General features: G+C 62.7%; 19 protein-coding genes and 1 tRNA gene. 13 read left to right on the top strand and 7 right to left on the bottom strand.

Going from position 1 to position 19,758, the window contains the following annotated elements; genetic code table 11:
- Window positions 1–217 precede the first annotated feature (217 nt).
- Complete coding sequence (sucC, locus tag AXW84_RS06545) at window positions 218–1,414, top strand: ADP-forming succinate--CoA ligase subunit beta (RefSeq protein ID WP_068230302.1); 1,197 nt, start codon at window positions 218–220, stop codon at window positions 1,412–1,414.
- 279 nt (window positions 1,415–1,693) lie between these two features.
- The gene (locus AXW84_RS06540) at window positions 1,694–2,674 is read left to right on the top strand and encodes an aldo/keto reductase (RefSeq protein WP_068230301.1); all 981 of its coding nucleotides are present in this window, start codon (window positions 1,694–1,696) and stop codon (window positions 2,672–2,674) included.
- Window positions 2,675–2,858: 184 nt separating this feature from the next.
- On the opposite strand, the gene AXW84_RS06535 is transcribed toward AXW84_RS06540, so the two are convergent.
- On the bottom strand, window positions 2,859–3,350 hold the full coding sequence (locus AXW84_RS06535; protein ID WP_071891059.1) for an Ohr family peroxiredoxin: 492 nt from the start codon (window positions 3,348–3,350) through the stop codon (window positions 2,859–2,861).
- 154 nt (window positions 3,351–3,504) lie between these two features.
- On the opposite strand from AXW84_RS06535, the gene AXW84_RS06530 reads away from it, so the two are divergent.
- Window positions 3,505–3,576, top strand: a tRNA-Arg gene (locus tag AXW84_RS06530).
- A 253-nt stretch (window positions 3,577–3,829) separates the two neighbouring features.
- Here AXW84_RS06530 and AXW84_RS06525 read toward each other — a convergent pair.
- The 3 genes from AXW84_RS06525 to AXW84_RS06515 form a co-directional block, all read right to left on the bottom strand.
- The gene (locus AXW84_RS06525) at window positions 3,830–4,297 is read right to left on the bottom strand and encodes a hypothetical protein (RefSeq protein ID WP_157886855.1); all 468 of its coding nucleotides are present in this window, start codon (window positions 4,295–4,297) and stop codon (window positions 3,830–3,832) included.
- 220 nt (window positions 4,298–4,517) lie between these two features.
- Window positions 4,518–4,898 carry a VOC family protein gene (locus AXW84_RS06520; protein WP_068230295.1) on the bottom strand — a complete coding sequence of 127 codons (381 nt, stop codon included), beginning with the start codon at window positions 4,896–4,898 and terminating at the stop codon, window positions 4,518–4,520.
- A 389-nt stretch (window positions 4,899–5,287) separates the two neighbouring features.
- Window positions 5,288–6,880 (bottom strand): OmpA family protein, encoded by a 1,593-nt coding sequence (locus tag AXW84_RS06515; RefSeq protein ID WP_068230292.1) that lies wholly within the window; start codon window positions 6,878–6,880, stop codon window positions 5,288–5,290.
- Between the two features lie 933 nt (window positions 6,881–7,813).
- Here AXW84_RS06515 and AXW84_RS06510 point away from each other — a divergent pair.
- Window positions 7,814–8,290 (top strand): fasciclin domain-containing protein, encoded by a 477-nt coding sequence (locus AXW84_RS06510; protein ID WP_236943325.1) that lies wholly within the window; start codon window positions 7,814–7,816, stop codon window positions 8,288–8,290.
- Between the two features lie 84 nt (window positions 8,291–8,374).
- On the opposite strand, the gene AXW84_RS06505 is transcribed toward AXW84_RS06510, so the two are convergent.
- The gene (locus AXW84_RS06505; RefSeq protein ID WP_068230289.1) at window positions 8,375–8,653 is read right to left on the bottom strand and encodes a GNAT family N-acetyltransferase; all 279 of its coding nucleotides are present in this window, start codon (window positions 8,651–8,653) and stop codon (window positions 8,375–8,377) included.
- A gap of 143 nt (window positions 8,654–8,796) precedes the next feature.
- Here AXW84_RS06505 and AXW84_RS06500 point away from each other — a divergent pair, with 143 nt between their 5' ends.
- Together AXW84_RS06500 and AXW84_RS06495 are read left to right on the top strand one after the other, a co-directional pair.
- Window positions 8,797–9,261 carry a hypothetical protein gene (locus tag AXW84_RS06500; RefSeq protein WP_068230286.1) on the top strand — a complete coding sequence of 155 codons (465 nt, stop codon included), beginning with the start codon at window positions 8,797–8,799 and terminating at the stop codon, window positions 9,259–9,261.
- A gap of 61 nt (window positions 9,262–9,322) precedes the next feature.
- The gene (locus AXW84_RS06495; RefSeq protein ID WP_068230283.1) at window positions 9,323–9,616 is read left to right on the top strand and encodes a hypothetical protein; all 294 of its coding nucleotides are present in this window, start codon (window positions 9,323–9,325) and stop codon (window positions 9,614–9,616) included.
- A 119-nt stretch (window positions 9,617–9,735) separates the two neighbouring features.
- On the opposite strand, the gene AXW84_RS06490 is transcribed toward AXW84_RS06495, so the two are convergent.
- The gene (locus tag AXW84_RS06490; protein WP_068230280.1) at window positions 9,736–11,844 is read right to left on the bottom strand and encodes a TonB-dependent receptor family protein; all 2,109 of its coding nucleotides are present in this window, start codon (window positions 11,842–11,844) and stop codon (window positions 9,736–9,738) included.
- A gap of 114 nt (window positions 11,845–11,958) precedes the next feature.
- Between AXW84_RS06490 and AXW84_RS24585 the strand changes: the two genes are divergently transcribed.
- The 6 genes from AXW84_RS24585 to AXW84_RS06465 all read left to right on the top strand — a co-directional run bounded on the left by AXW84_RS24585 (window position 11,959) and on the right by AXW84_RS06465 (window position 17,679).
- Window positions 11,959–12,705 (top strand): hypothetical protein, encoded by a 747-nt coding sequence (locus tag AXW84_RS24585; protein ID WP_157886854.1) that lies wholly within the window; start codon window positions 11,959–11,961, stop codon window positions 12,703–12,705.
- A 42-nt stretch (window positions 12,706–12,747) separates the two neighbouring features.
- Window positions 12,748–13,305 (top strand): hypothetical protein, encoded by a 558-nt coding sequence (locus AXW84_RS06485; protein WP_068230277.1) that lies wholly within the window; start codon window positions 12,748–12,750, stop codon window positions 13,303–13,305.
- A 52-nt stretch (window positions 13,306–13,357) separates the two neighbouring features.
- The gene (locus AXW84_RS06480; protein ID WP_068230274.1) at window positions 13,358–13,648 is read left to right on the top strand and encodes a hypothetical protein; all 291 of its coding nucleotides are present in this window, start codon (window positions 13,358–13,360) and stop codon (window positions 13,646–13,648) included.
- A gap of 214 nt (window positions 13,649–13,862) precedes the next feature.
- Window positions 13,863–16,676 carry a S8 family serine peptidase gene (locus AXW84_RS06475; RefSeq protein WP_082773739.1) on the top strand — a complete coding sequence of 938 codons (2,814 nt, stop codon included), beginning with the start codon at window positions 13,863–13,865 and terminating at the stop codon, window positions 16,674–16,676.
- A gap of 134 nt (window positions 16,677–16,810) precedes the next feature.
- Window positions 16,811–17,401 carry a DUF4142 domain-containing protein gene (locus AXW84_RS06470; RefSeq protein WP_082773738.1) on the top strand — a complete coding sequence of 197 codons (591 nt, stop codon included), beginning with the start codon at window positions 16,811–16,813 and terminating at the stop codon, window positions 17,399–17,401.
- A 116-nt stretch (window positions 17,402–17,517) separates the two neighbouring features.
- On the top strand, window positions 17,518–17,679 hold the full coding sequence (locus AXW84_RS06465; RefSeq protein WP_157886853.1) for a T9SS type A sorting domain-containing protein: 162 nt from the start codon (window positions 17,518–17,520) through the stop codon (window positions 17,677–17,679).
- Between the two features lie 692 nt (window positions 17,680–18,371).
- Here the strand turns inward: AXW84_RS06465 and AXW84_RS24580 are convergent.
- Window positions 18,372–18,590: a hypothetical protein gene (locus tag AXW84_RS24580; protein WP_157886852.1), complete on the bottom strand. Its 219-nt coding sequence runs from the start codon at window positions 18,588–18,590 to the stop codon at window positions 18,372–18,374.
- 166 nt (window positions 18,591–18,756) lie between these two features.
- Between AXW84_RS24580 and AXW84_RS06455 the strand changes: the two genes are divergently transcribed.
- The gene (locus tag AXW84_RS06455) at window positions 18,757–19,737 is read left to right on the top strand and encodes an aspartate carbamoyltransferase catalytic subunit (protein ID WP_071891058.1); all 981 of its coding nucleotides are present in this window, start codon (window positions 18,757–18,759) and stop codon (window positions 19,735–19,737) included.
- Window positions 19,738–19,758 lie beyond the last annotated feature (21 nt).

The raw sequence follows: 19,758 nt of genomic DNA, 5'->3' as shown, positions 1-19,758 counted from the left end.
CAAAGGTAGCCGGCGGTTGGCATGGACCGGCCGGGCCAGGCGCGGGGCGCCACACATTATTATATGGTGCCGTCGCGGCGGCCTGGGGCCCCAGCGGCGGCCCGGAGCCCCCGAAGTGGTAGCCGCTGCGGCCGGGGCCCCATCCAAATTTTGCCCGCCACCTTGCGGCCGCGCACCGTACCTTCGCCGCACGTAAACCAACCCGACCCCTCCCCGCATGAACATCCACGAGTATCAGGGCAAAGAAATTTTGAAGAAGTACGGCGTCCGCGTCCAGGAAGGCATCACGGCCGACACGGCCGAGGAAGCCGTGGCCGCCGCCGAGAAACTGACCGCCGACACCGGCACCAGCTGGTACGTCATCAAGGCACAAATCCACGCCGGGGGCCGGGGCAAAGGGGGCGGCGTGAAGCTGGCCAAGAACCTCGACCAGGTGAAGGAAGTGGCCGGCAACATCCTCGGGATGCAGCTCATCACCAAGCAGACGGGCCCCGAGGGCCGCAAAGTGCACAAGGTGCTCATCGCCCAGGACGTGTACTACCCCGGCGAAACCCCCACCAAGGAGTTCTACATCAGCGTATTGCTGGACCGCACCAGCGGCAAAAACGTCATCATTTACACCACCGAGGGCGGCATGGACATCGAGGAGGTGGCCGAGTCGCACCCCGAGAAAATCCTCAAGGAATTCATCGACCCCGCCGTGGGCTTGCAGGGCTTCCAGGCCCGCAAAATCGCCTTTGGCCTCGGTCTCTCGGGTGAGGCGCACAAGGAGATGGTGAAGTTCGTAACGGCCCTGTACAAGGCCTACGACGAGACCGATTCCAGCATGTTCGAGATTAACCCGGTGCTGAAAACGTCGGACAACAAAATCCTGGCCGTGGACGCCAAGGTGACGCTCGATGAGAACGCCCTGTACCGCCACAAGGATTTTGTGGCCCTGCGCGACCTCAACGAGGAAGACCCCTTGGAAGTGGAAGCCTCGGCTTCGAACCTGAACTACGTGAAGCTCGACGGCAACGTGGGCTGCATGGTGAACGGCGCCGGCCTGGCCATGGCCACCATGGACATCATCAAGCTGAGCGGCGGCGAGCCGGCCAACTTCCTCGACGTGGGGGGTGGAGCCAACGCCCAGACGGTGGAAGCCGGCTTCCGCATCATCCTGAAGGACCCGAACGTGAAGGCGATTCTCATCAACATCTTCGGCGGCATCGTGCGCTGCGACCGGGTGGCCAACGGCGTGGTGGAAGCCTACAAGAAAATCGGCGACATCCGCGTGCCCATCATCGTGCGCCTGCAAGGCACCAATGCCGAGGAAGGCGCCCGCATCATCGACGAGAGCGGCCTGCAAGTGAAGTCGGCCACGCTGCTGAAAGACGCCGCCGCCCGCGTGAAAGAAGTGCTGGCCGAAGCATAGCCTTCGCCGCTGTTTACATTTAAAAAAGCCCGCCTGGTAACCCAGGCGGGCTTTTTTGGGTTTATGACAAGCAGTTTTATGCCGTCTGTCACGCAGAAGAACGTCATGCAGAGCGCAGCGAAGCATCTTTCCCGCGCAAGCAATCCAATCGATTAAGGTTAGTTACGCGGGAAAGATGCTTCGCTGCGCTCTGCATGACGGCTTTATAGCGAACGACTTTATAAATAACAGCCTCGTAACCCGCTACAACTTTCCAACCACCCTCTCCCATTTTGCCCCATGGAATTCACCCGCTTGGGAAACACTGGCTTGCAAGTTTCCAAAATTTGCCTCGGCACCATGACTTATGGCACGCCCACCGAACGCTGGCCCTGGGCCCTGGGAGAGGACGCCAGCCGCCCGTTCATTCAGAAAGCGCTGGAGTTGGGTATCAACTTCTTCGACACGGCCGATGTGTACAGCAACGGCGCCAGCGAGGAAGTGGTGGGCCGGGCCCTGCGCGACTTCGCCCAGCGCGACGAGGTGGTGCTGGCCACCAAGGTGTTCAACCCGATGGGCCCCGGGCCCAACGACCAGGGCCTCTCGCGCAAGCATATTATGAGCGCCATCGACGCCAGCTTAAAGCGTTTGGGCACTGATTACGTGGACCTCTACCAGATTCACCGCTGGGACTATCACACGCCCATCGAGGAGACGCTTGAGGCGCTGCACGACGTGGTGAAGGCCGGCAAGGCGCGCTACATCGGGGCCTCGTCGATGTACAGCTGGCAATTTGCCCAGGCCCTGTACCTGGCCGACAAGCACAACTGGACGCGCTTCGTGAGCATGCAGCCGCACTACAACCTCGTGTACCGCGAGGAGGAGCGCGAGATGCTGCCGCTGTGCCAGGACCAGAAAATCGGCGTCATTCCGTGGTCGCCGCTGGCGCGGGGGCTGCTCACGGGCGGCCGCGGCAAGCAGCGCAACGAAACCGAGCGCGCCAAAACCGACGCCTTCGGCAAGAGCCTTTACGGCCGCGATGACGATTTTGCGGTGGCCGACCGCGTGACGGAAATTGCGGAGGCCCGGGGCCTGCCCAACGCCCAAATCGCCCTGGCCTGGGTGCTGGCTAACCCCGCCATCACCGCGCCCATCGTGGGGGCCAGCAAGCCCGGCCACCTCGAAGACGCCGTAGCCGCCGTGGACGTGAAGCTGACCGACGAGGAAATGAAAAGCTTCGAAGCGCCCTACCAGCCGCACCCGGTGCTGGGTTTCAGCTAAGAAGCGTCCTGTAGCTTGGACTGGTAGTCCGAGCGCGAGCGCAGCGAGCATCTTGCGCGTGGAATCGTCCAGTTCCACCTGCTCGCTGCGCTCGCGCTCGGACTACCAGTCCAAGCTACAGACCGTATAAACGCAAAAAGGCCCGCCTGAACGTTCAGGCGGGCCTTTTCTTGCAGTTGGGTGCTTACGCGGCCACGCCGCCTTTTTCGGCTACGCCGGCGTTTTCCTCCGGGGCCACGGGAATGGCTTCGCCTTGTACTTTCAGCTCCACTTCCATGTTGCCGCGGGTGCCCACCGAGTACGGGCAGATTTTGTGGGCCTGGCGCACCATGTCGATGGTTTTGTCGCGGTCGAACGCTTTCAGGTCAATGTCGAGCACGGCCGACAGGCCGTAACCTTCGCCTTCCTGGAACAGCGTGACCGAGCACTTCACTTCGGTGGCGGGGTCGAGCTTGTCGCCGGCGCGCTGGGCGATGACGAGCAGCGCCTGCTGGAAGCACGACGAGTAGCCGGCGGCAAACAGCTCTTCGGGGTTGGTGGCGCCTTTTTTGCCGCCCAGCCCTTCGGGCACCGACATGTCGAGGTCGACAATGCCAGTGGACGAACGGACGTGGCCGCTGCGGCCGCCCACAGCCGTTGCGTCGGCCGTGTAAAGATTCTTTTTGGTGGATTCCATGGGATGGGGTGTGATTTAGGGCAGTTTAACGGGTAGTTAACTGACTTTTGCCGCCCAGGGTTGTGGCAGAATTTTGGGGCCCCGGCCGCCAATTTGCCCGGGCGGTTTGGCAGCCGGGGGTTTTGCGGCTACTTTTGCAGTCCTATCCAGACCCGGTCGCGTCGTACAACGGATAGTATGAGAGTTTCCGAAGCTCTTGATCTAGGTTCGATTCCTAGCGCGACCACTAAGAAAAAAGGGCCCCTTGCAGTGATGCGAGGGGCCCTTTTTTATTTTTGATAATTATCAAATTTCTTCTAGTAGCCGGTCCTTGTACACGGTGCGGTTGGCCTTGCCGCCCACTTCCTCGTCGGTGAGCGCCTAATAGAGTGTGCCGTGCTGCTCAGTAAAGGCCCGCAGATGGTGCAACTGGTTCTCGGGGTCTTGGCCCTTGGTCTTCGTCGACATTCGGGCGTAAATGGCGACGCGCATCGGGCCACTTATTTGGCTACGTTGAGTAAAATCCCCGCTTTATGTAAGAGATCAATAATCTTGGGCGATTGGGTCGCAAACAAAAAGATAAGCTTAGCAGCCTCCTCAGTACTCCAATCAATAGTGAGTTCACGAAGCTTTGCAAATGACTTTTCTAGGAAGCCTGCTTCAGCGTTTTTGCTCCGTATTGACTTCTCAATAGCTGTCAACAATGCTATTGTTTCATCCTGACGAGGTCCCGCCTTAAGCATTTGGGCGCGCTCCTGAATCACGGGGAACATGCTCAATAACTTTTCGACGGGTTCACCGCTAAGGTCAAGGAAACCCGGGCCGTTATTGCCATCCGCAGTGCAGTTGTCAAACGTTGAGAAAAGATTGGTGGTCACGAAGCCACCGCCTCCGTTGTTGGTAGATACGCAATTTGTAAATTGTCCCATATTAAGAAACGCGCCATTGTTAATAAAGTCTGGCTGCACTATATAAAAGTCAGTATTTATAAATAGGTTCCACACTAACTATTTGGAGGCATCCAAAAAACGGTCCTATATATGGATGGTAATAGTAGACGCCCCAACGACCTGAAAACGCAGGTTTCCGGGGCCGTTTTTATAGGCTGTTTTATGCATGGCTTAATTTATTAGTTGGGGGCCCCATAAATCACACATTTTAAATAGCCCTTACCCCAACCTCAAACCATTAAAACTCCCAGGAAATACGGTCGGGGTCTTTGAAGGCCACGTAGTCTTTTTGCAGGGCGGCGTCGGTTTTGACGCCGGTGTTTTCTACGCTGGCGGCTTGGAGGGCGGCGACGCGGTGCAGCTCGGCGGCGTCTTCGTAGGCCATGGCGATGTGGTCGAGGCCGATGTTGAAGGGCGTGAAGGTGGTATCGGCCGGGTACACGGGCGCGGCTTGCTTGAAGCCCACGAATACGGGCCCGATGAGGCAGCCCATCAGCTCCGGCGTTTCAAGCACCATCGGGAAGCCCAGCAGGTCCTGGTAAAACGCTTTGGTGAGGGCAAAATCGAGGCAGCGCAGGGCAATGTGGTGGATGCCGGGGGTTTTGGGCTGAATGGTCATGTAGAAAACGGGTTAGAAGCAAATGAAGTAGGGGCCCGAAGTTGGCCGGCTTGCTGCTTTGCAGGAACGGTAGTACCAGCCGGTGGCTGGGGCCCCGCTGCCCCGGCCACCGGCTGGTACACTTACAGCCACTCCGCCATTGTAGCCAGGTTGGGTTGCGAGTGTGCCAGGCTACGGCAGTGCTCAAGCACCAGCGGGGGCCCCAGGGCAGTGCGCAGGCCTTGTTTGCCGTTCAGTTGGGGCCCCGTTGAAAACACAAAACCCGCCTCCGGTGCCCGCAAGGGCCCCAGAGACGGGTTTTATTGGTTAGGGTTGGCTGCGTACTGCGGCAGCCGGCCCCGTGCTAATCGCCTGGAACCTATTGGTAGGCCCCAGGCGATTGGGATTACCTACTTCTTCTTGCGGCTGCGGGGCGAGCCGGTGCCGGTCGTTTTCTTGCCCGGCAGCTTCTTGCCTTCGGCCTTCAGCTCGCTGATGGTGGGGGCGGCGCCGTACTTCGCCTCGGCGGCATTGGTTTCGCCCGTCAGGTAGGGGTCGAAGTCCACGCGGCGGTTCTTGGCTTGGCCAGCGGCCGTCTTGTTGTCCGCAATCGGCTTGGTTTCGCCGTAGCCACGGGCCTCGATGCGCTCGGCGGTAATGCCCTTGCTCAGCATGTACTTGCGGGCGGCGGCGGCGCGCTCGTAGCTCAGGCGCAGGTTGTAGTTGTCGTCGCCTTTGCTGTCGGTGTGGCCCGCGATGGAGAGCGAGTAGTCGGGGTACTCGTTCATGATCTGCACCATCTGCTCCAGCTTGGGGAACGAGCTGGGCTTCAGCGTGGCCTTGTTGAAGTCGAAGTTGATGTACTTCGTGGCTTCGTTGAGCACCTTCTTGGTTTCGGCCTTCATCTCGGGGCAGCCCTTGTTGGTGGCGGGGCCGGCACGGTCGGGGCACTTGTCCTGGTAGTCGGGCACGCCGTCGCCGTCCGTGTCCACCGGGCAGCCGGTGGCGTCCACTTTCACCCCAGCGGGGGTATCGGGGCACTTGTCGAGGTAATCGGCCACGCCGTCGCCGTCCGTGTCAAGCGGGCAGCCGCTGGCGTCCACTTTGGTGCCGGCGGGGGTGTTGGGGCACTTGTCGTCGTTGTCGGCCACGCCGTCACCGTCGGCATCCGGGCAGCCTTGCAGGGCAGCCAGGCCCTTCACGTCGGGGCACTTGTCTTGGTAGTCGGGCACACCGTCGCCGTCCGTGTCAAGCGGGCAGCCGTTGAGGTCCACTTTCACGCCGGTCGGCGTGTCGGGGCACTTATCTTTCTTATCGGATACACCGTCGCCGTCGGTGTCCTTGGCCTTGCCAATGTTGGCACGCACACCCGCCGTTAACTGCAAGTAACGGTCGTGCTTGTCCCAGAACGTCGTGGCATTGTTGTTCACCCCGTCGAGGCGTTCGTCACTGGCTTGCAAGTAAGCTTGGGTGGCTTGCACGTAGAAGGTAGCCGACTCACCCAAGTGAAAGTCAAGACCGCCGCCTACCTGGCCGCCGAAGGTGCCGAAGCGGTTGAAGTTGTTGGGGCCCGTGGGGGTAGCGTAGCGGTCGGCCAGCACCCACGAGAATTGCGGCTCTACCAACAGATACGGGTGCAGGAAAAAGCTGTCCTTAATAGGAGCCTTCAACTTGAAGCCCAAGCCCGCCTGGTACATCTGGGCCTTGAAACGCTGGCCAGTGCTATTAAACGTACCTCCATTTTGCGGGAAGCGCAGCCGCGTGTAGTCCAAGTCTAACCTCAGGTCGAGCCAGCGGCCAACGTACTGCGTAATGTCGAGGCCGCCGCTGTAGGGCATGTTGTCCCATTTCCAGAAGGCATCGCCTAAGTCGCCGCGGTACTGCGTGGCGTTGGCGTGCAGGCCGATGGCCGTTTTGCGGTCGGCAGTTTGCGCTTGAAGCCGGGGGGCAGCAGCAAACAGCCCTACGCCCAACAGGGCGGCTTTGTAACAGGGAGATTTCATAAAAAAGGGCTACGAGGTGTTTGCGCAGGCTTTATTTAAGTGGAAGAATAAGCGGAAGTATGCTAGCACCCAATTGGAACCGGCGTAACCGGCGCAAAAAGATTTTTAATTAAGTACGGTGATCGGAGCTAGAAGTGACGTAATAGCATCACTATTGTCAGAAGAATTATGCTTATTAATAGATGTTAATCTACCAATTAACGCTTAGGTTAAACGGCTTTTAACAGTCGTTACCGTGGCCCTTTAAATAAGATCAACCAGTAACACGACGGGTATGAACCGGGTAGGTTGTGGCAGATAAGTAATAAAAAGAAGAAAGGATTGACTTCCTCCAAGAAGTTAGTTAGCCCTATTAAACGGGCCTGGGCCAAAGACGTTTAGAAAATTTTTGCGAAAGCGCCCAATACGCTACCTAACCGCCACAATAGCCACCGAGAAAAGCGCCGCAGCAACGGGTCGTAGTTGGCAGATTTTCTACCGTTTACAACGCAGCTACCTAGTGCCGGGGCCCCACACATCGATTCAAGTGACATTTTGCCTTACAACGGCTTTTCGCCTTGCTGACGCCGCCGAGGCGGCCGCTGTTATTAGCGGGCCCGCCGGGGGCGGCCCCCGGTTCAGCCAAATCTAAACCGCGCGGGGCGCCGTATAGGGCCCCAGGCGCGCACCTGGCGCGGCACCGATTTTATACCCCTTTTCTTTCTAATGAACACCAAACACTTCCTCGCCACCCTCGGCCTCGCTTTCGCTTTTGCCGCTCCTGCTTTTGCCCAAACCAAAGTGTCGGACGGCGGCGACAAAACCAAGACCACGGAAGACGGCGTGATGACCAAAACCAAGGTTGCCGACGATGGCAAAATGAAGGTAAAGGCCAAAACCGACGCCGGCGACCGCCTGAAAGCTACCACCAAGCCCCGCAAGGGTGAAAAAGGCATGGCCATGGGCCAAGGCGTAATGGTGGGCGGCGCCATGATGACGCCCGATAAAGACATCGTAGACAACGCGGTAAACTCGAGCGACCACACCACGCTGGTGGCGGCCGTGAAAGCCGCCGGCCTAGTGGAAACGCTGAAAAGCGCCGGCCCTTTCACGGTATTTGCCCCGACCAACGCGGCCTTCGACAAGCTGCCCGCCGGCACGGTGGACAAGCTGGTGCAGCCCGACATGAAGGACAAGCTCACCACCATCCTTACTTACCACGTGGTGCCCGGCCACCTCATGGCTGCCGACCTGAAGGACGGCCAGACGCTGACCACCGTGGAAGGCGAGAACCTGACTGTGTCGAAAAAAGGCAAGAAAGTGATGCTGACCGATGCCAAAGGCGGTATGGCCACTATTACCATCCCCAACATCATGGACTCGAACGGCGTGACTCACGTTATCGACACCGTGCTGATGCCAACCAAGTAAGCTGCTTCGCCACCGTTAATAAAGAGGGCCCCGCCGGATTACCGGCGGGGCCCTCTTTTTGTATTAAATTAAATACTGGGGGCCCTAAGCAGCCAGCACGTCGGCGTATTCAGCGTGGTGGCGCTGGGCGAAGGCGGCCATGAACTCGCACGAGGTGCGGGCCTTCAGGTGCTGGGCGCGGGCGTAGGCCAGGCCGGCCTGGGCCAGCTCGTCGGCCACGCCCTGGCCGCGCAAAGACTCATCAACGAAGGTGTGCACGAAGTCGATGACGCCGGTTTTGGGCAGTTCGTACACCAGTTCGCCGGTGCCAGCAGCTTGGGTGGCAGTGAAGCGGTGGGCGGCGGAGTCGTGTTGAATGGGCATGAGGGAAACTATTGAAGGATTGTGATTTAAAGCAGGAAACGTAGCGTTTGGGGCGCGGCGCGTGAACGGCAGCGGCGGAATTGCGTAAGCAGAGCAGAATTCCCACCCGCTGGGTCTTTATTCAGCATACTTCTTCTTTTCCCATGGATACGCAAGATTCCACCAACACGCCGGCCCCTGACCAGCGGGAGCGCGCGCAGGAGGCCCACCTCAACCCCAACGACTCTGCCAAAAACGCCGCTGCGACGCCCCAGTACGGCGATTTTGGGAAGCCCGCCGGCCCTGCCCTAACCGCCGACAAACCGGAAGGCCGCAGCGGGGCGAACGACAACCCCGACGAGTTCAGCGCAATCCGCGACGACGAAGAAGCCAAGGCCCACCCCGACAAGCTGGAAGACCAGCCCGGCCACATTATGCAAAACCAGGACCCGCAGGGCGTGGCCCAAGCTGAAGCCAGCGGCGCCGACACCGACGAGCTGCGCGCCGCGTGGGCAAAAGACGATCCGCGCTATGCCGGTGGCGGCTCTAACAACGAACCCTACCACGAAACGCCCGAAAAAGCCGAGCGCAACGCCCGCGACGCTGATAAATCGGCCAACACCCTGTAAGCTGACCACCTTGCCTTAGGGGCCCCGCGCCCGGGGCCCCACCACCTCTTACTTGCCTCCTATGTCCCCCAATACCCCCGACGCCAACCAGCAGGAACAGCCCGAAGAAAACGGCCTCTCCACCCCCATGCTCGACGCGGCCACCTACGGCCAGCAGCTCGACAACAACAACTCATCGGGCCAGGAAATGGCCGACGAGATGGACGATTCGCTGCGCAACGATGAGCAGGAAATGGCCATCAGCAACCGCATAAACGGCCAGTTTACATCGTCGGACCCCGACGAGCTTCCCAAGGAGCTGACCGACCCCAGCGACCGCGCTTTCACCCTGCCCGAAGAGCAGGGGACCAAATAGGCAGCAGTTTACTAATATAAAAAGGGGCCCTGGCAATTATGCCAGGGCCCCTTTTTATATAATGACATTGTCCACATAGGCCGTCATGCTCTTAATCTGGTAAACTTTTGTTCGGCGCCCTACCAGGCCCAGCCTACCTGGGCCCCACCGTAGTAGCTGCGGCCGGGCGCGGGCTGAAAGAAGCGGTTTCCGAAGGCGTTCAGGTCGTTGCCGAGGCTGTAGCGGCGGTCGAAGGCGTTGTCGAGGCCAGCGAAGAGGTTGACCGCCAGGTGGCCGGCCAGGGTGCGGCGCCAGCCGCCGCGGGCCCCGTACACCCAGTAGCCTGCGGCGGCGGCAGAGTTGGCGTCGTTGAGCTGGATGCTGGCTTGATGGCCGAGGCTAGGGCTGAGGTAGAAGCCGGTGCGCTCGCTGAAATCGAGGCCCGCGCTGAGGGTTTGGGGAGCCGTGCCGGGTAGGCGGTTGCCGCTGGCATCGCCGCCCGCGCCCACGTAGGCGCTGCCGAAGCGGAAGTTGTTGTAGGCAAAGCTGGCCCAGGCGCGCAGGCCGCGGGGGCCCTGGCCGGGGGCCCCCGGCGCGTCCGCCGGCTGCCACAACCAGCCGCTGAGGCCGGCCTCCACGCCGCGCTGGTGGGTAGCGCCGGCGTTGTTGAACACGGCGATGCCCTGGGCGGTGGTGCTGCTGGTGATAGTTTGGCGCAGCTCAAAATCGAACACGGCCACCTCGTAGCGCAGCCGGTTGGCGAAGAAGCCGCCCCGGGCCCCCACCTCGTAGCTCACGCCGCGCTCGGCCTGCAAGCCGCCGTTCAGGCTGCCGTCGGAGGGCCGGATCTCCTCCACCGTGGGCGGCGAGAAACCAGTGCTCACGCTGGCGTAGACCGAGGCGGCGGGGCTGAACTCCTTGAGCAGCGCCACCCGGGGCGACACCTCGGGCCGGAAGCTGCGCTGGAAGCGGTAGGCGTCGGGCCGCGCGAGGGCGTCGCTCACGCGCTCGATGTTGTAGTGCAGGCGGTTGTAGCTGGCGGCCACCGTCAGGAACAGGCCGGCGGGCAACTCGTAGTCGGCCTGCGCGAAGGCAAAGCCGGTGGTGGTCGTGATTTCGTCGTTGTAGCGCAGGGCCCCGGGCGTGCCGGCCAGGTTGGCGTAGCTGCGGCCGTCCACGAAGCCAAACTGGTACTCGCCGCCGGCTTGCAGGCGCAGCACGCGCCCGGCCAGCGCGGTGCGGTAGCGCAGGGCGGTACGCCCGCCCAGGCCCAGGCCGGTGTCGCGCTCGTAGTCAACCAGGTACGGCGTGCGAATGGCCGTGCCGCTGCCGTAGAGCGTGGTTTCGAGCCCCAGCGCATCCGAGAACTGGTACGTGTGGGTGAGGCCCAGCAGGGCCGTGCGCGAGGCGTAGAACGTGCGCTGGGCCACGGTGCCGGGCGCGGCGGCGGCGCCCGGCCGGGCCTGCCGCGGGTCGGCCTCGAACTGGGCCCGGGTGAGGCCCCCGGGCAGCTGGTAATTAATGTCGGTGTAGAGAAAATGGGCGGCCAGGGTGGTTTTGTCGCCGGCGGCGGTGCGGGCGTCGAGGGCCAGCACGTCGCGGCGCAAATTGCTTTGCTGGCGGTAGCCGTCGAGCTGCTGGTGGGCGTACTGGGCGCGCACGGCGCTGGTGGGGCCCGCGGCTTCGGCGGTAGCGCCGTAGCGCAGCAGGCCGTAGCTACCCACGGTGGCCCCGGCACTGGCGCGGGCGGTGCCAGCGGCCACGGCGGGCGTTTCAAACAAGGCCACGCCGCCGGTGCCGGCCCCGTACACGCTGCCGCCGGGGCCCTTCACCACCTCCAGCCGGCCAATGATGGCGGGGTCGAGCAGGTTGAGCGGCGTGGTGCCGCCCGCGTCGGTGAAGGGAATGCCGTTGTAGTACGTCTTCACGTTGCGCACCCCGAAGGGCGAGCGCAGCGTGCTGCCCCGGATGCTGAGGCGGTAGCTGGCGGTGGCGCGCTCCTCCAGCCGCACGCCGGGCAGCGTGTTCACGGCCTGGGTGAGGGCGGCGGGGTTGAAGCGGTCAATCGTCTGGGCGTCAATGACGCCAATGGCGGCGGCGGTGCGGCGCAGCGGCAGCCGCTGGCCGTAGCCGGTCACGGGCACGTCGGGCAGGCGCACGGTGCGGGCGGTATCGGGCAGCGGCGGGGCGGCGGTTTGGGCCCGGGCCCCCAGCGGGGCCAGCAGCAACAGAAAGTAGCGAAGCGTCATATGTATCAGTAACAGCGGGCGGGGCCCCGGGGCCCGATACGGCAATTTTCCGCAGAGCGCCGTCGTTGGCCGCATTAATTTCACCGCCGCCTCACGTTTTAACGCTTTCGCCCCATGCACTTCTACCTGCCCCGCCGCCACCGCCGCCCGCTGCTGTTCCCGCCGGGCCTGTTGGCACTGGCAGGGCTGCTGTGGCTGGGCTGCGTGGTGCTGGGGCCCTGGCAGGAACGGTTGAAGCCGAGAACCATGCTACGGTTAACAATGCTAGTGCTTCCACGGCCTGATCACCCGGACTTCAGTCCTTACTCGCTACCTTATTTAGCAGCTAAAGTTCGCGCTATGGGCCCTTGGCGTAACACTTACATCACTGGGAAACCTGAAAATGTCGCGCGCGAACACGCCAGCATAACAAATGATGTACGCACCATAATGGCTGACTCTGCGCACCAGGGGAGGGTACGGGTACGCTTTACACAAACGGCTCGCTATAAAGATTTGATCTTTGTGCTAGACTTAATGGTCCGTGAAAATGTCAGGAGGTATTGGTTTGACATTGTACACAAACCCATCACCTTTTATGCACTCACCGAAATCCATGAGCGACGTCGCCCAGCAAATTTTGATTTCAACAGCGTCACGTGGTACTCTGATGGAAAAACGCATCATGGCAGTATAGTTGGGTGCATCAGGACGGAAGATGTTATTCCGTCCATGCCGCCTTCAATTCCATTCTGGCGCTTCGCATGGCTACGGCCCCTGCTGCAACCCGAGTGGCGCGTTTCCGCTTGGTTCCTCGCGGCAATTGTTATGCTGGGCGGCTGGCGCTTGGTAGGGCCCCGGCGCGCCACCCAAGCGCCGTAACGCACGTTATTCGGCGGAACGCAACCGCTTAGCCCTTCCCGAATGCCCGCCCTTCCGCCCGACCTGCGCAAAGCCTTGTTCCAACTGCCGCAGAAGGAGAAAGACCAACTCCTGGCCCGCCTCGTGGCGCAGGACGCGGTGCTGACCGAGCAGCTCGCCTACCGCCTGCTGGAAGGCCCCGACGCGCTGGAAACCCGCCGCGCTGCCCTGCGCGCGCTGGTCGACGACCCGGTGCGGGGCTTCCACCACACGCCCAACGACTTGCTGGTGGTGCTGCGCCAGGTGCAGGCCCGGCTGGGTTACCACGCCAAGGTTACCGACGACGCCTTTGGCGAGGCCGAGCTGAGCTGGCGCCTGCTGGCCAACGTGTTCCGGCACCAGGGCCCCACCGTGGCGCGGCTGCACGGCCCCACCCAGCCGCTGCTCCAGCACCTGGTGCGCCGCGCCCAGGAGGCCCTCAAGCTCAGCCACCGCCTGCACGCCGACTACCACCTGGAGCTGGCTGCTGCCGCCACCGGCGTGCTGGGGGCCCTGTGGGAGTCGGGGGCCGCGCCGCTGGCCCGCGAGGCGGGCCTGCCGCGTACTTGGGGCCCCGGGTAGCGTTTTCAGAGCCGGTGTAGTACATTGGGTTTGCACTTTCCCACCCCGCGCCATGTCCAACTCGCCCGCTGCCCCCGTCCCGCACCTTTCCGCCGCCGACTTGCGCCGGGCCCTTGACGAGCTGGACGCCAAAATCCACACCCTGCGCCAGCGCGCCTACGCCACGGCCGCCGGCTCGCCTGCCACGTACCAGGCCCACGCCGACGCCCTCGAAGCCAAGCGCGCCCGCCTCGCCACCCAGCTCACGGAGCACGCCAGCGCCGGCGCGGCCGAGCCGGGGGCCTGGGCCAGCATCTGGCGCGGCATCGAGGCGCTACGCGAGGATTTGCGCAACATTTTATAGCGCCGGCTTGTAGCGCCGACGCAGGTGGGGGCCCCAAGCTAACGGGGGGCCCAGTGGCGTTTTTCATTTGGCATTTTGGAGAAAAAATAGCAACCTGGCAACACGACGAAAAAATTTGCAGAATTGCGGGATGCGGTGCTTCGCAAGTGGGCAAAATATTTCCGTATTTTACCGATAATCAGGGCTTTCACCTGCGCCCGTGACTTATCGAAATATGGCTAAATTATTACGTATCTGTTATTTACTGCTGTGTTTTTGGCTGGTGGGGGCCCCGGCCAGTGCCGCGCCGCCCACCATCCCCGGCCGCCTGGTGCTGAAGCTGCGGCCCGGGGGCACGCCCACCGCGCTGGCCGGGGCCCTGCGGCAACTCGGGGCCACGGAATATCACCAGAAATTTCCGTACGCGCTGCCGCTTGACTTGGAGAAGCTTGGGGCCGTGGATTTGCTGGCCGTGTACGAGGTGGCCGTGCCGCCCGGCCTGCCCCTCGCCCGGGCCCGCAAGGTGCTGCTGGGCACGGGCGAAGTAGACTACGTGGAGCCCCTGTACGTGCGCGCGCCGCTGTACCAGCCCAACGACCCGCGGGCCGACTCGACCCTCACCGACCTTACGCAAGGGCAGTTTTACCTCAAGCAAATCCGGGCCTACCGGGCCTGGGACGTGGTGCGCGGCGACAGCACGCTGGTCATCGGTATCACCGACGGCGGGGTGCGCCTCACCCACGAAGACCTGCGGGCCCACGTGAAGCACAACTACGCCGACCCTATCAACGGCATCGACGACGACCACGACGGCTACGTGGACAATTTCACGGGCTGGGACCTGGCCAACGGCGACAACGACGCGGGCTTCGACGCCACCATCATTCACGGCACGCTGGCGGCGGGCGTGTGCGCCGCCACCCCCGACAACGGCCGCGGCATCGCGGGCGCGGGCCTCAACTGCCGTTTTATGCCCCTGAACATCTACCCCAACGTGGCCAGGGGCGCGTTTGCGGGTTACGAGGCCATTGTGTACGCCGCCGACCACGGCTGCCGGGTTATCAACATGTCGTGGGGCGGCACGGGCGGCTACTCCCAGTTCGAGCAGGATGTATGCACTTACGCCGCCGTGAACCGCGACGCCGTGCTGGTGGCCGCCGCCGGCAATACCAACGCCGACCTGCGCTTCTACCCTGCTTCCTACGAGCACGTTATCTCGGTGTCGGGCGTCAACGAGCGCGACCAGAAAACTGCCAGCGCCACCTTCTCCCGGCGCGTCGATTTGATGGCCCCCGGCGACAACATCCTCACCACTTACGGCTACCAGGGCACCACCTCGTCGGGGGCCCCCGATGCCGACTACATCGCCGTGGGCGGCACCTCGTTTGCGGCGCCGCTGGTGGCGGCGGGCGCGGCGCTGGTGCGCCAGCGGTTCCCGGCCTACACCGCCGCCCAGGTGGCCGCCCAGCTGCGCCAAACTGCCGACCCGGTTGATGCCGTGGCCGGCAACGCCGCGTACGCGGGCCGCCTGGGCACCGGACGCCTGAACATGTACCGGGCCGTGGCCGCGCCCGCCCGTGAAGTGCGCGTGACGGCTGGCACTTTTGCTCCGCTGCGGCGGGCCTACGCACCCGGCACCACCCTGCGCCTCGTGGCCACCGTGCAAAACCTGCTGCAACCCGTGGCCGGCCTCACCGTCACGCTCACCTCCCTCTCGCCCTACGTGTTGGTAACGCAAGGCACGTTTGCCGTGGGCGGCCTGCCGACCCTGGCCACCGCCGACAACACGGCCGCGCCCTTCGCCCTGGCCGTGGCCGCCACTGGCGTGCCGCTCAACGCTACGGCCACGCTGCGCTACCGCCTCACGGCCGCCGATGGCTACCAAACCGACCAGTTTGTAGAGCTGCTGCTGAACCCCGACTATGTGACCCTCGACGCCGGCGACCTCAGCCTGACCGTGACCAGCCGCGGCAAGCTGGGCTACGACGACCTCGCCGCCACTCTTGGTGACGGCGCCCTGTACCAAGGCGAAGGGCCCCTGCTCAGCGAGGGCGGGTTGCTGCTGGCCACCTCCCCCACCCGGGTGGCCGACCGCCTGCGCACCAGCGGCAACAACGTCCGGCAGTCGTTTTTCCGCGTGGCGCAAATCGGTTTCGCGCCTGCGGGGCCCCGGGCCGACCAGCTGGCCCGGGGCGCGTTCCAGGACACGGTGCCCGTGGCCGGGGCCCCAGCGCGTTCGGTGGGCGTGGGCGTGCGGCAGCGCGCCTACGCCTGGGCCACGGCTTCGCGCAAAGACTTTATAGTACTAGAATACACTTTGCGCAACCTCACCGCCGACACCCTGAAACCCTTGTGCGCCGGCCTGTTCATGGACTGGGACCTGCCCGGCGTGCCCGGCCGCAACGCCGCCGCCTACGACTCTGCCCGCGCCCTGGGCTACTGCTACGACCCCGCGGCAGCCCGCGTGTACGCCGGCGTGCAGCTACTGCGCGGCGGGGCCCCAGCCGTATACTCGTTCGACAACAACGCCCCCGCCGGCAGCCCCGTGCGCCTGGCCGACGGCTTCTCGCCCGCCGAGAAATACCTCACCGTGAGCAGCGGCACGGCCCGCGCCCAGCGCACCGCCGGCCTGCCCGCCGGGGCCGACGTGTCGCAGGTAGTCGGCACCCGCCTCGCCCGCCTGGCCCCCGGCGATTCGGTGCTAGTAACCTTCGCCGTGCTGGCTGCCCGCTCCCTGCCCGAGCTGCAAGCCGCCGCCGACGCGGCCCGCCTCGCCTACGCCATCGTGCTGCCCACGCGGGCCATCGCCGGGGCCCCCGGCTTCGCCGCCTTCCCCAACCCCACCGCCGGCCCCCTGCGCCTAGAGCTGCCCCCCAGCTTCGGCCTCACCGAAATCCAAGTGCTGAACGCCCTGGGCCAAACGGTGCTGCGCCGCCCCAGCAGCGGCGCTTCCGCCGAGCTGGATTTGAGCGGCTTGGCCCCGGGCCTCTACACGGTCAGGGCCCTGGGCACGGGCGGCGTGCTGGCGCGCGGCGTGGTGCGGCGGTAGGGGGCCCGGGTTCAACCGGGCCGATGAGCAGCGAAACGACGTTAGCCAGGCCGATTGTTTTAAGCTGTTTTTAAGAACTAGTTGAAATATTAGCCGTTTAAGGGCCTATAATTCATCTGCTTATAAACTCGACAATGAAAAGAATCGCCCTTCCCGCCCTAGTAGTTGCCGGCATGTTGTTTGGCACCGGCTGCTCGTCCAAGCCCGATAGCACCACTACCGCCAAAGATGTGAACGACCAGAAAGTGGACAACGGCACCGTGGCCACCGCCGCCGGCTCGAACACCGACACCAAAGACGTGACCGACTATATGGTGGACCTGGCCAACACCGGCCGCACCGAGTTCGAGTTGAGCCAGGCCGCCGCCACCCGCGCCACCAACCCTGCCGTAAAAAAATACGCCAGCCAAACGGTGAGCACCCACGCCAAGGACGAGGCCGAGCTGAAGGACGAAGCCACCAAGCGCAACATCACTTTGCCCCCCACCCTGAGCCCCGACAGCCAAGAAATGCTGACCAAGCTACAAGCTGAAAAAGCCGGCATGGACTTCGACAAAAAATACCTCGACGACATGGCCGATGTAAACGACAAAGCCATCAGCAAAGCCAAGGATACGCTCAAGAACTCACAGGACCCGGCCCTGAAAACCTACGTCCAAAAGATCATGGACGACGACCAAAAACACATGGACGAAGCCAAGCGGCTGAAGACGGCTATGAAGTAAAAAGCCAAGCGCTGTTAAAAAGGCCCTACTCGTTGCGTCATTCGCAGCGGGTGGGGCCTTTTTATCGATTTACAGTGCATTGCACGCGCCCATACGCTGCCATTGTAGCCGTTGACTTGAATTTTAGAATATTTAACATTCTGGGCCAAACGGTGCTGCGCCGCCCCGGCAGCGGCGCTTCCGCCGAGCTGGATTTGAGCGGCTTGGCCCCGGGCCTCTACACAATTAGGGCCCTGGGCACGGGCGGCGTGCTGGCGCGTGGGGTAGTGCGGCGGTAGGCAAGCCAACTGCTCAACACCTGAAGTATTTGCAGCCAAGATTATAGACCCCAAGCGCATCTACCAGTGGCAGCGCGAGGCGTAAGCCCCCGCTGCCGGCCGATCCTACCAAGGCGGCCCAGGTGCGCCAGCTGTCTGCTATAAGTGCAGGCTCTCGCCCCCCGCGCCCCGACGAGCTGCTGGCAGTTTATTGAACAAGAGCGTGTTCACTATCCGGCCGGGCTGCTCTACCGGACGCTGGACGTGTCGCCGGCCCACTATTACGCCTGGCGCGAGCCGCAGCGGGCAGCCGACTGGCAGCAGGTGCTGAAAGAAGATTTCGCGCAGCACAAGCGCTGTTACGGCACGCGGCGGCGGGCCGAGCTACAAGCCCAGGGCCACTGCGGGGCCGCCAGCGCCTGCGGGCAGCCATGCGGCGGCACGGGCTGCGGGTCATTCAGCCCCGCGCTTATATGCCGCGCGAGTGGCCCGTGTTCCGCGGCCTGCCGGACGCGCAGCACAGCGTGGCCGCTTATTTCGACTATTGCAATCATAAGCGCCGTCACTCGGCGCTCGTTTGCCAGATTCCACAAGCCTTTTATCTTCAACAACTTAAAAATACCATCCTAAACGCTCTCGCTTAACTGGACCATCTCATCTTTGCCTGATATGTTCGAAGTACACGTAACAATGCCGTAGCTTTGCACCGTGCTTCAACCAAAAAACCTGTTGACGAAGCGCGGAACCCTGCTCGGCTGGGAACCGCGAATGGACCGGAAGGTCTTCGCCGCCATTGGTTTTCCTGATTTTGCCTTTGGCGTTTCCGCTGTTTTTTCTGATTGTTGCCCCGCCACCGTTTCGGATTCCGAAACGGTTTTTTTATGCCCGTTGAGTTCGTTGTTGCTGCCTGGCAATCCTTTTTTATCCAGCAAACCCCACGCCCCCCTCGGACGCCCCCACCCTCTCCCCCAACCCTAGCGGCTGCCGCCATCGCCCCGGCCCATGTCGGCAGCCGGTTTCCCTGTCAAGGGTAGGGGCAGATAAAACTTTACCTTATTCGTTTTAGCTAGACAACCTCACTTTTTCTCAATTTTTGGTATGGCACGTAAAGACCTGCTCGACATCGCATCCCTTCACCGTGAGGAAATCGAGTTCCTGCTCGACCAATCCACGTCCTTTAAAAAACTGTTCACCCACTCGGTGAAAAAAATCCCTGCCCTTGAGGGCAAGTCCGTGCTCATGCTGTTCTACGAGGCTAGCACCCGGACGCACTCCTCCTTCGAGGTTGCGGCCAAACGCCTCTCGGCGGAGGTAACGAATTTCGACGTCGCCCACTCCTCCATCACCAAGGGCGAGTCGGTGCGCGAGACAATTGAGACGCTCCAGGCGATGCGCACCGACTACATCGTCGTCCGCCACGGTCACTCCGGCCTGCCCGGTATGATTGCCCGCCAAACCACGGCGTCGGTCATCAATGCCGGCGATGGGGCGCACGAGCACCCCACCCAAGCCCTGCTGGACGCCTTCACCATCAAGGAAAAATTTCCCGACCCCAGGGGCAAAAAAGTCCTCATCATCGGCGATATTCTCCACTCCCGCGTCGCGCGCTCCACCAGCACCCTGCTGCAAAAGCTGGGCGTCGAGGTCGCTTACCTGGGCCCGGGCTCGCTCGTGCCCAAGTATATCCCGGAAAGCATCCGCCGCTTCACCGACTATGAGGCGGCCATGGCCTGGTCGCCCGATGTCGTGTACCTGCTCCGCGTGCAGATGGAGCGCCAGGACGTGCAATTTTTCCCCAACGTCCGGGAATACCACCGCGTCTACGGCATCACCAACGCCCGGCTGGCAGAAATCCGCGACCGCGGCCTCTACATTATGCACCCCGGACCCGTAAACCGGGGGGTTGAGCTATGCGACGCCGTGATGGACTACGAGCGCAGCCTGATCACCAACCAGGTCGAAAACGGGATTTCCGTTCGCATGGCCGTGCTCGACTGGCTCACGCCGGGCGGGGATTTCCCGCGGCAGGAATCGTATGTCGCACAGCAGCGAGCCAGCTCCACGGTGATTATGCCCTGAACGCCAGACGCAGCGGCTGAC

This window comes from Hymenobacter sp. PAMC 26628 (assembly GCF_001562275.1).
In the GTDB taxonomy this organism is placed as follows: Bacteria; Bacteroidota; Bacteroidia; order Cytophagales; family Hymenobacteraceae; genus Hymenobacter.
The sequence above is the reverse complement of the archived record's forward strand: the minus strand, read 5'-3'. Positions and strand labels throughout refer to the sequence as shown.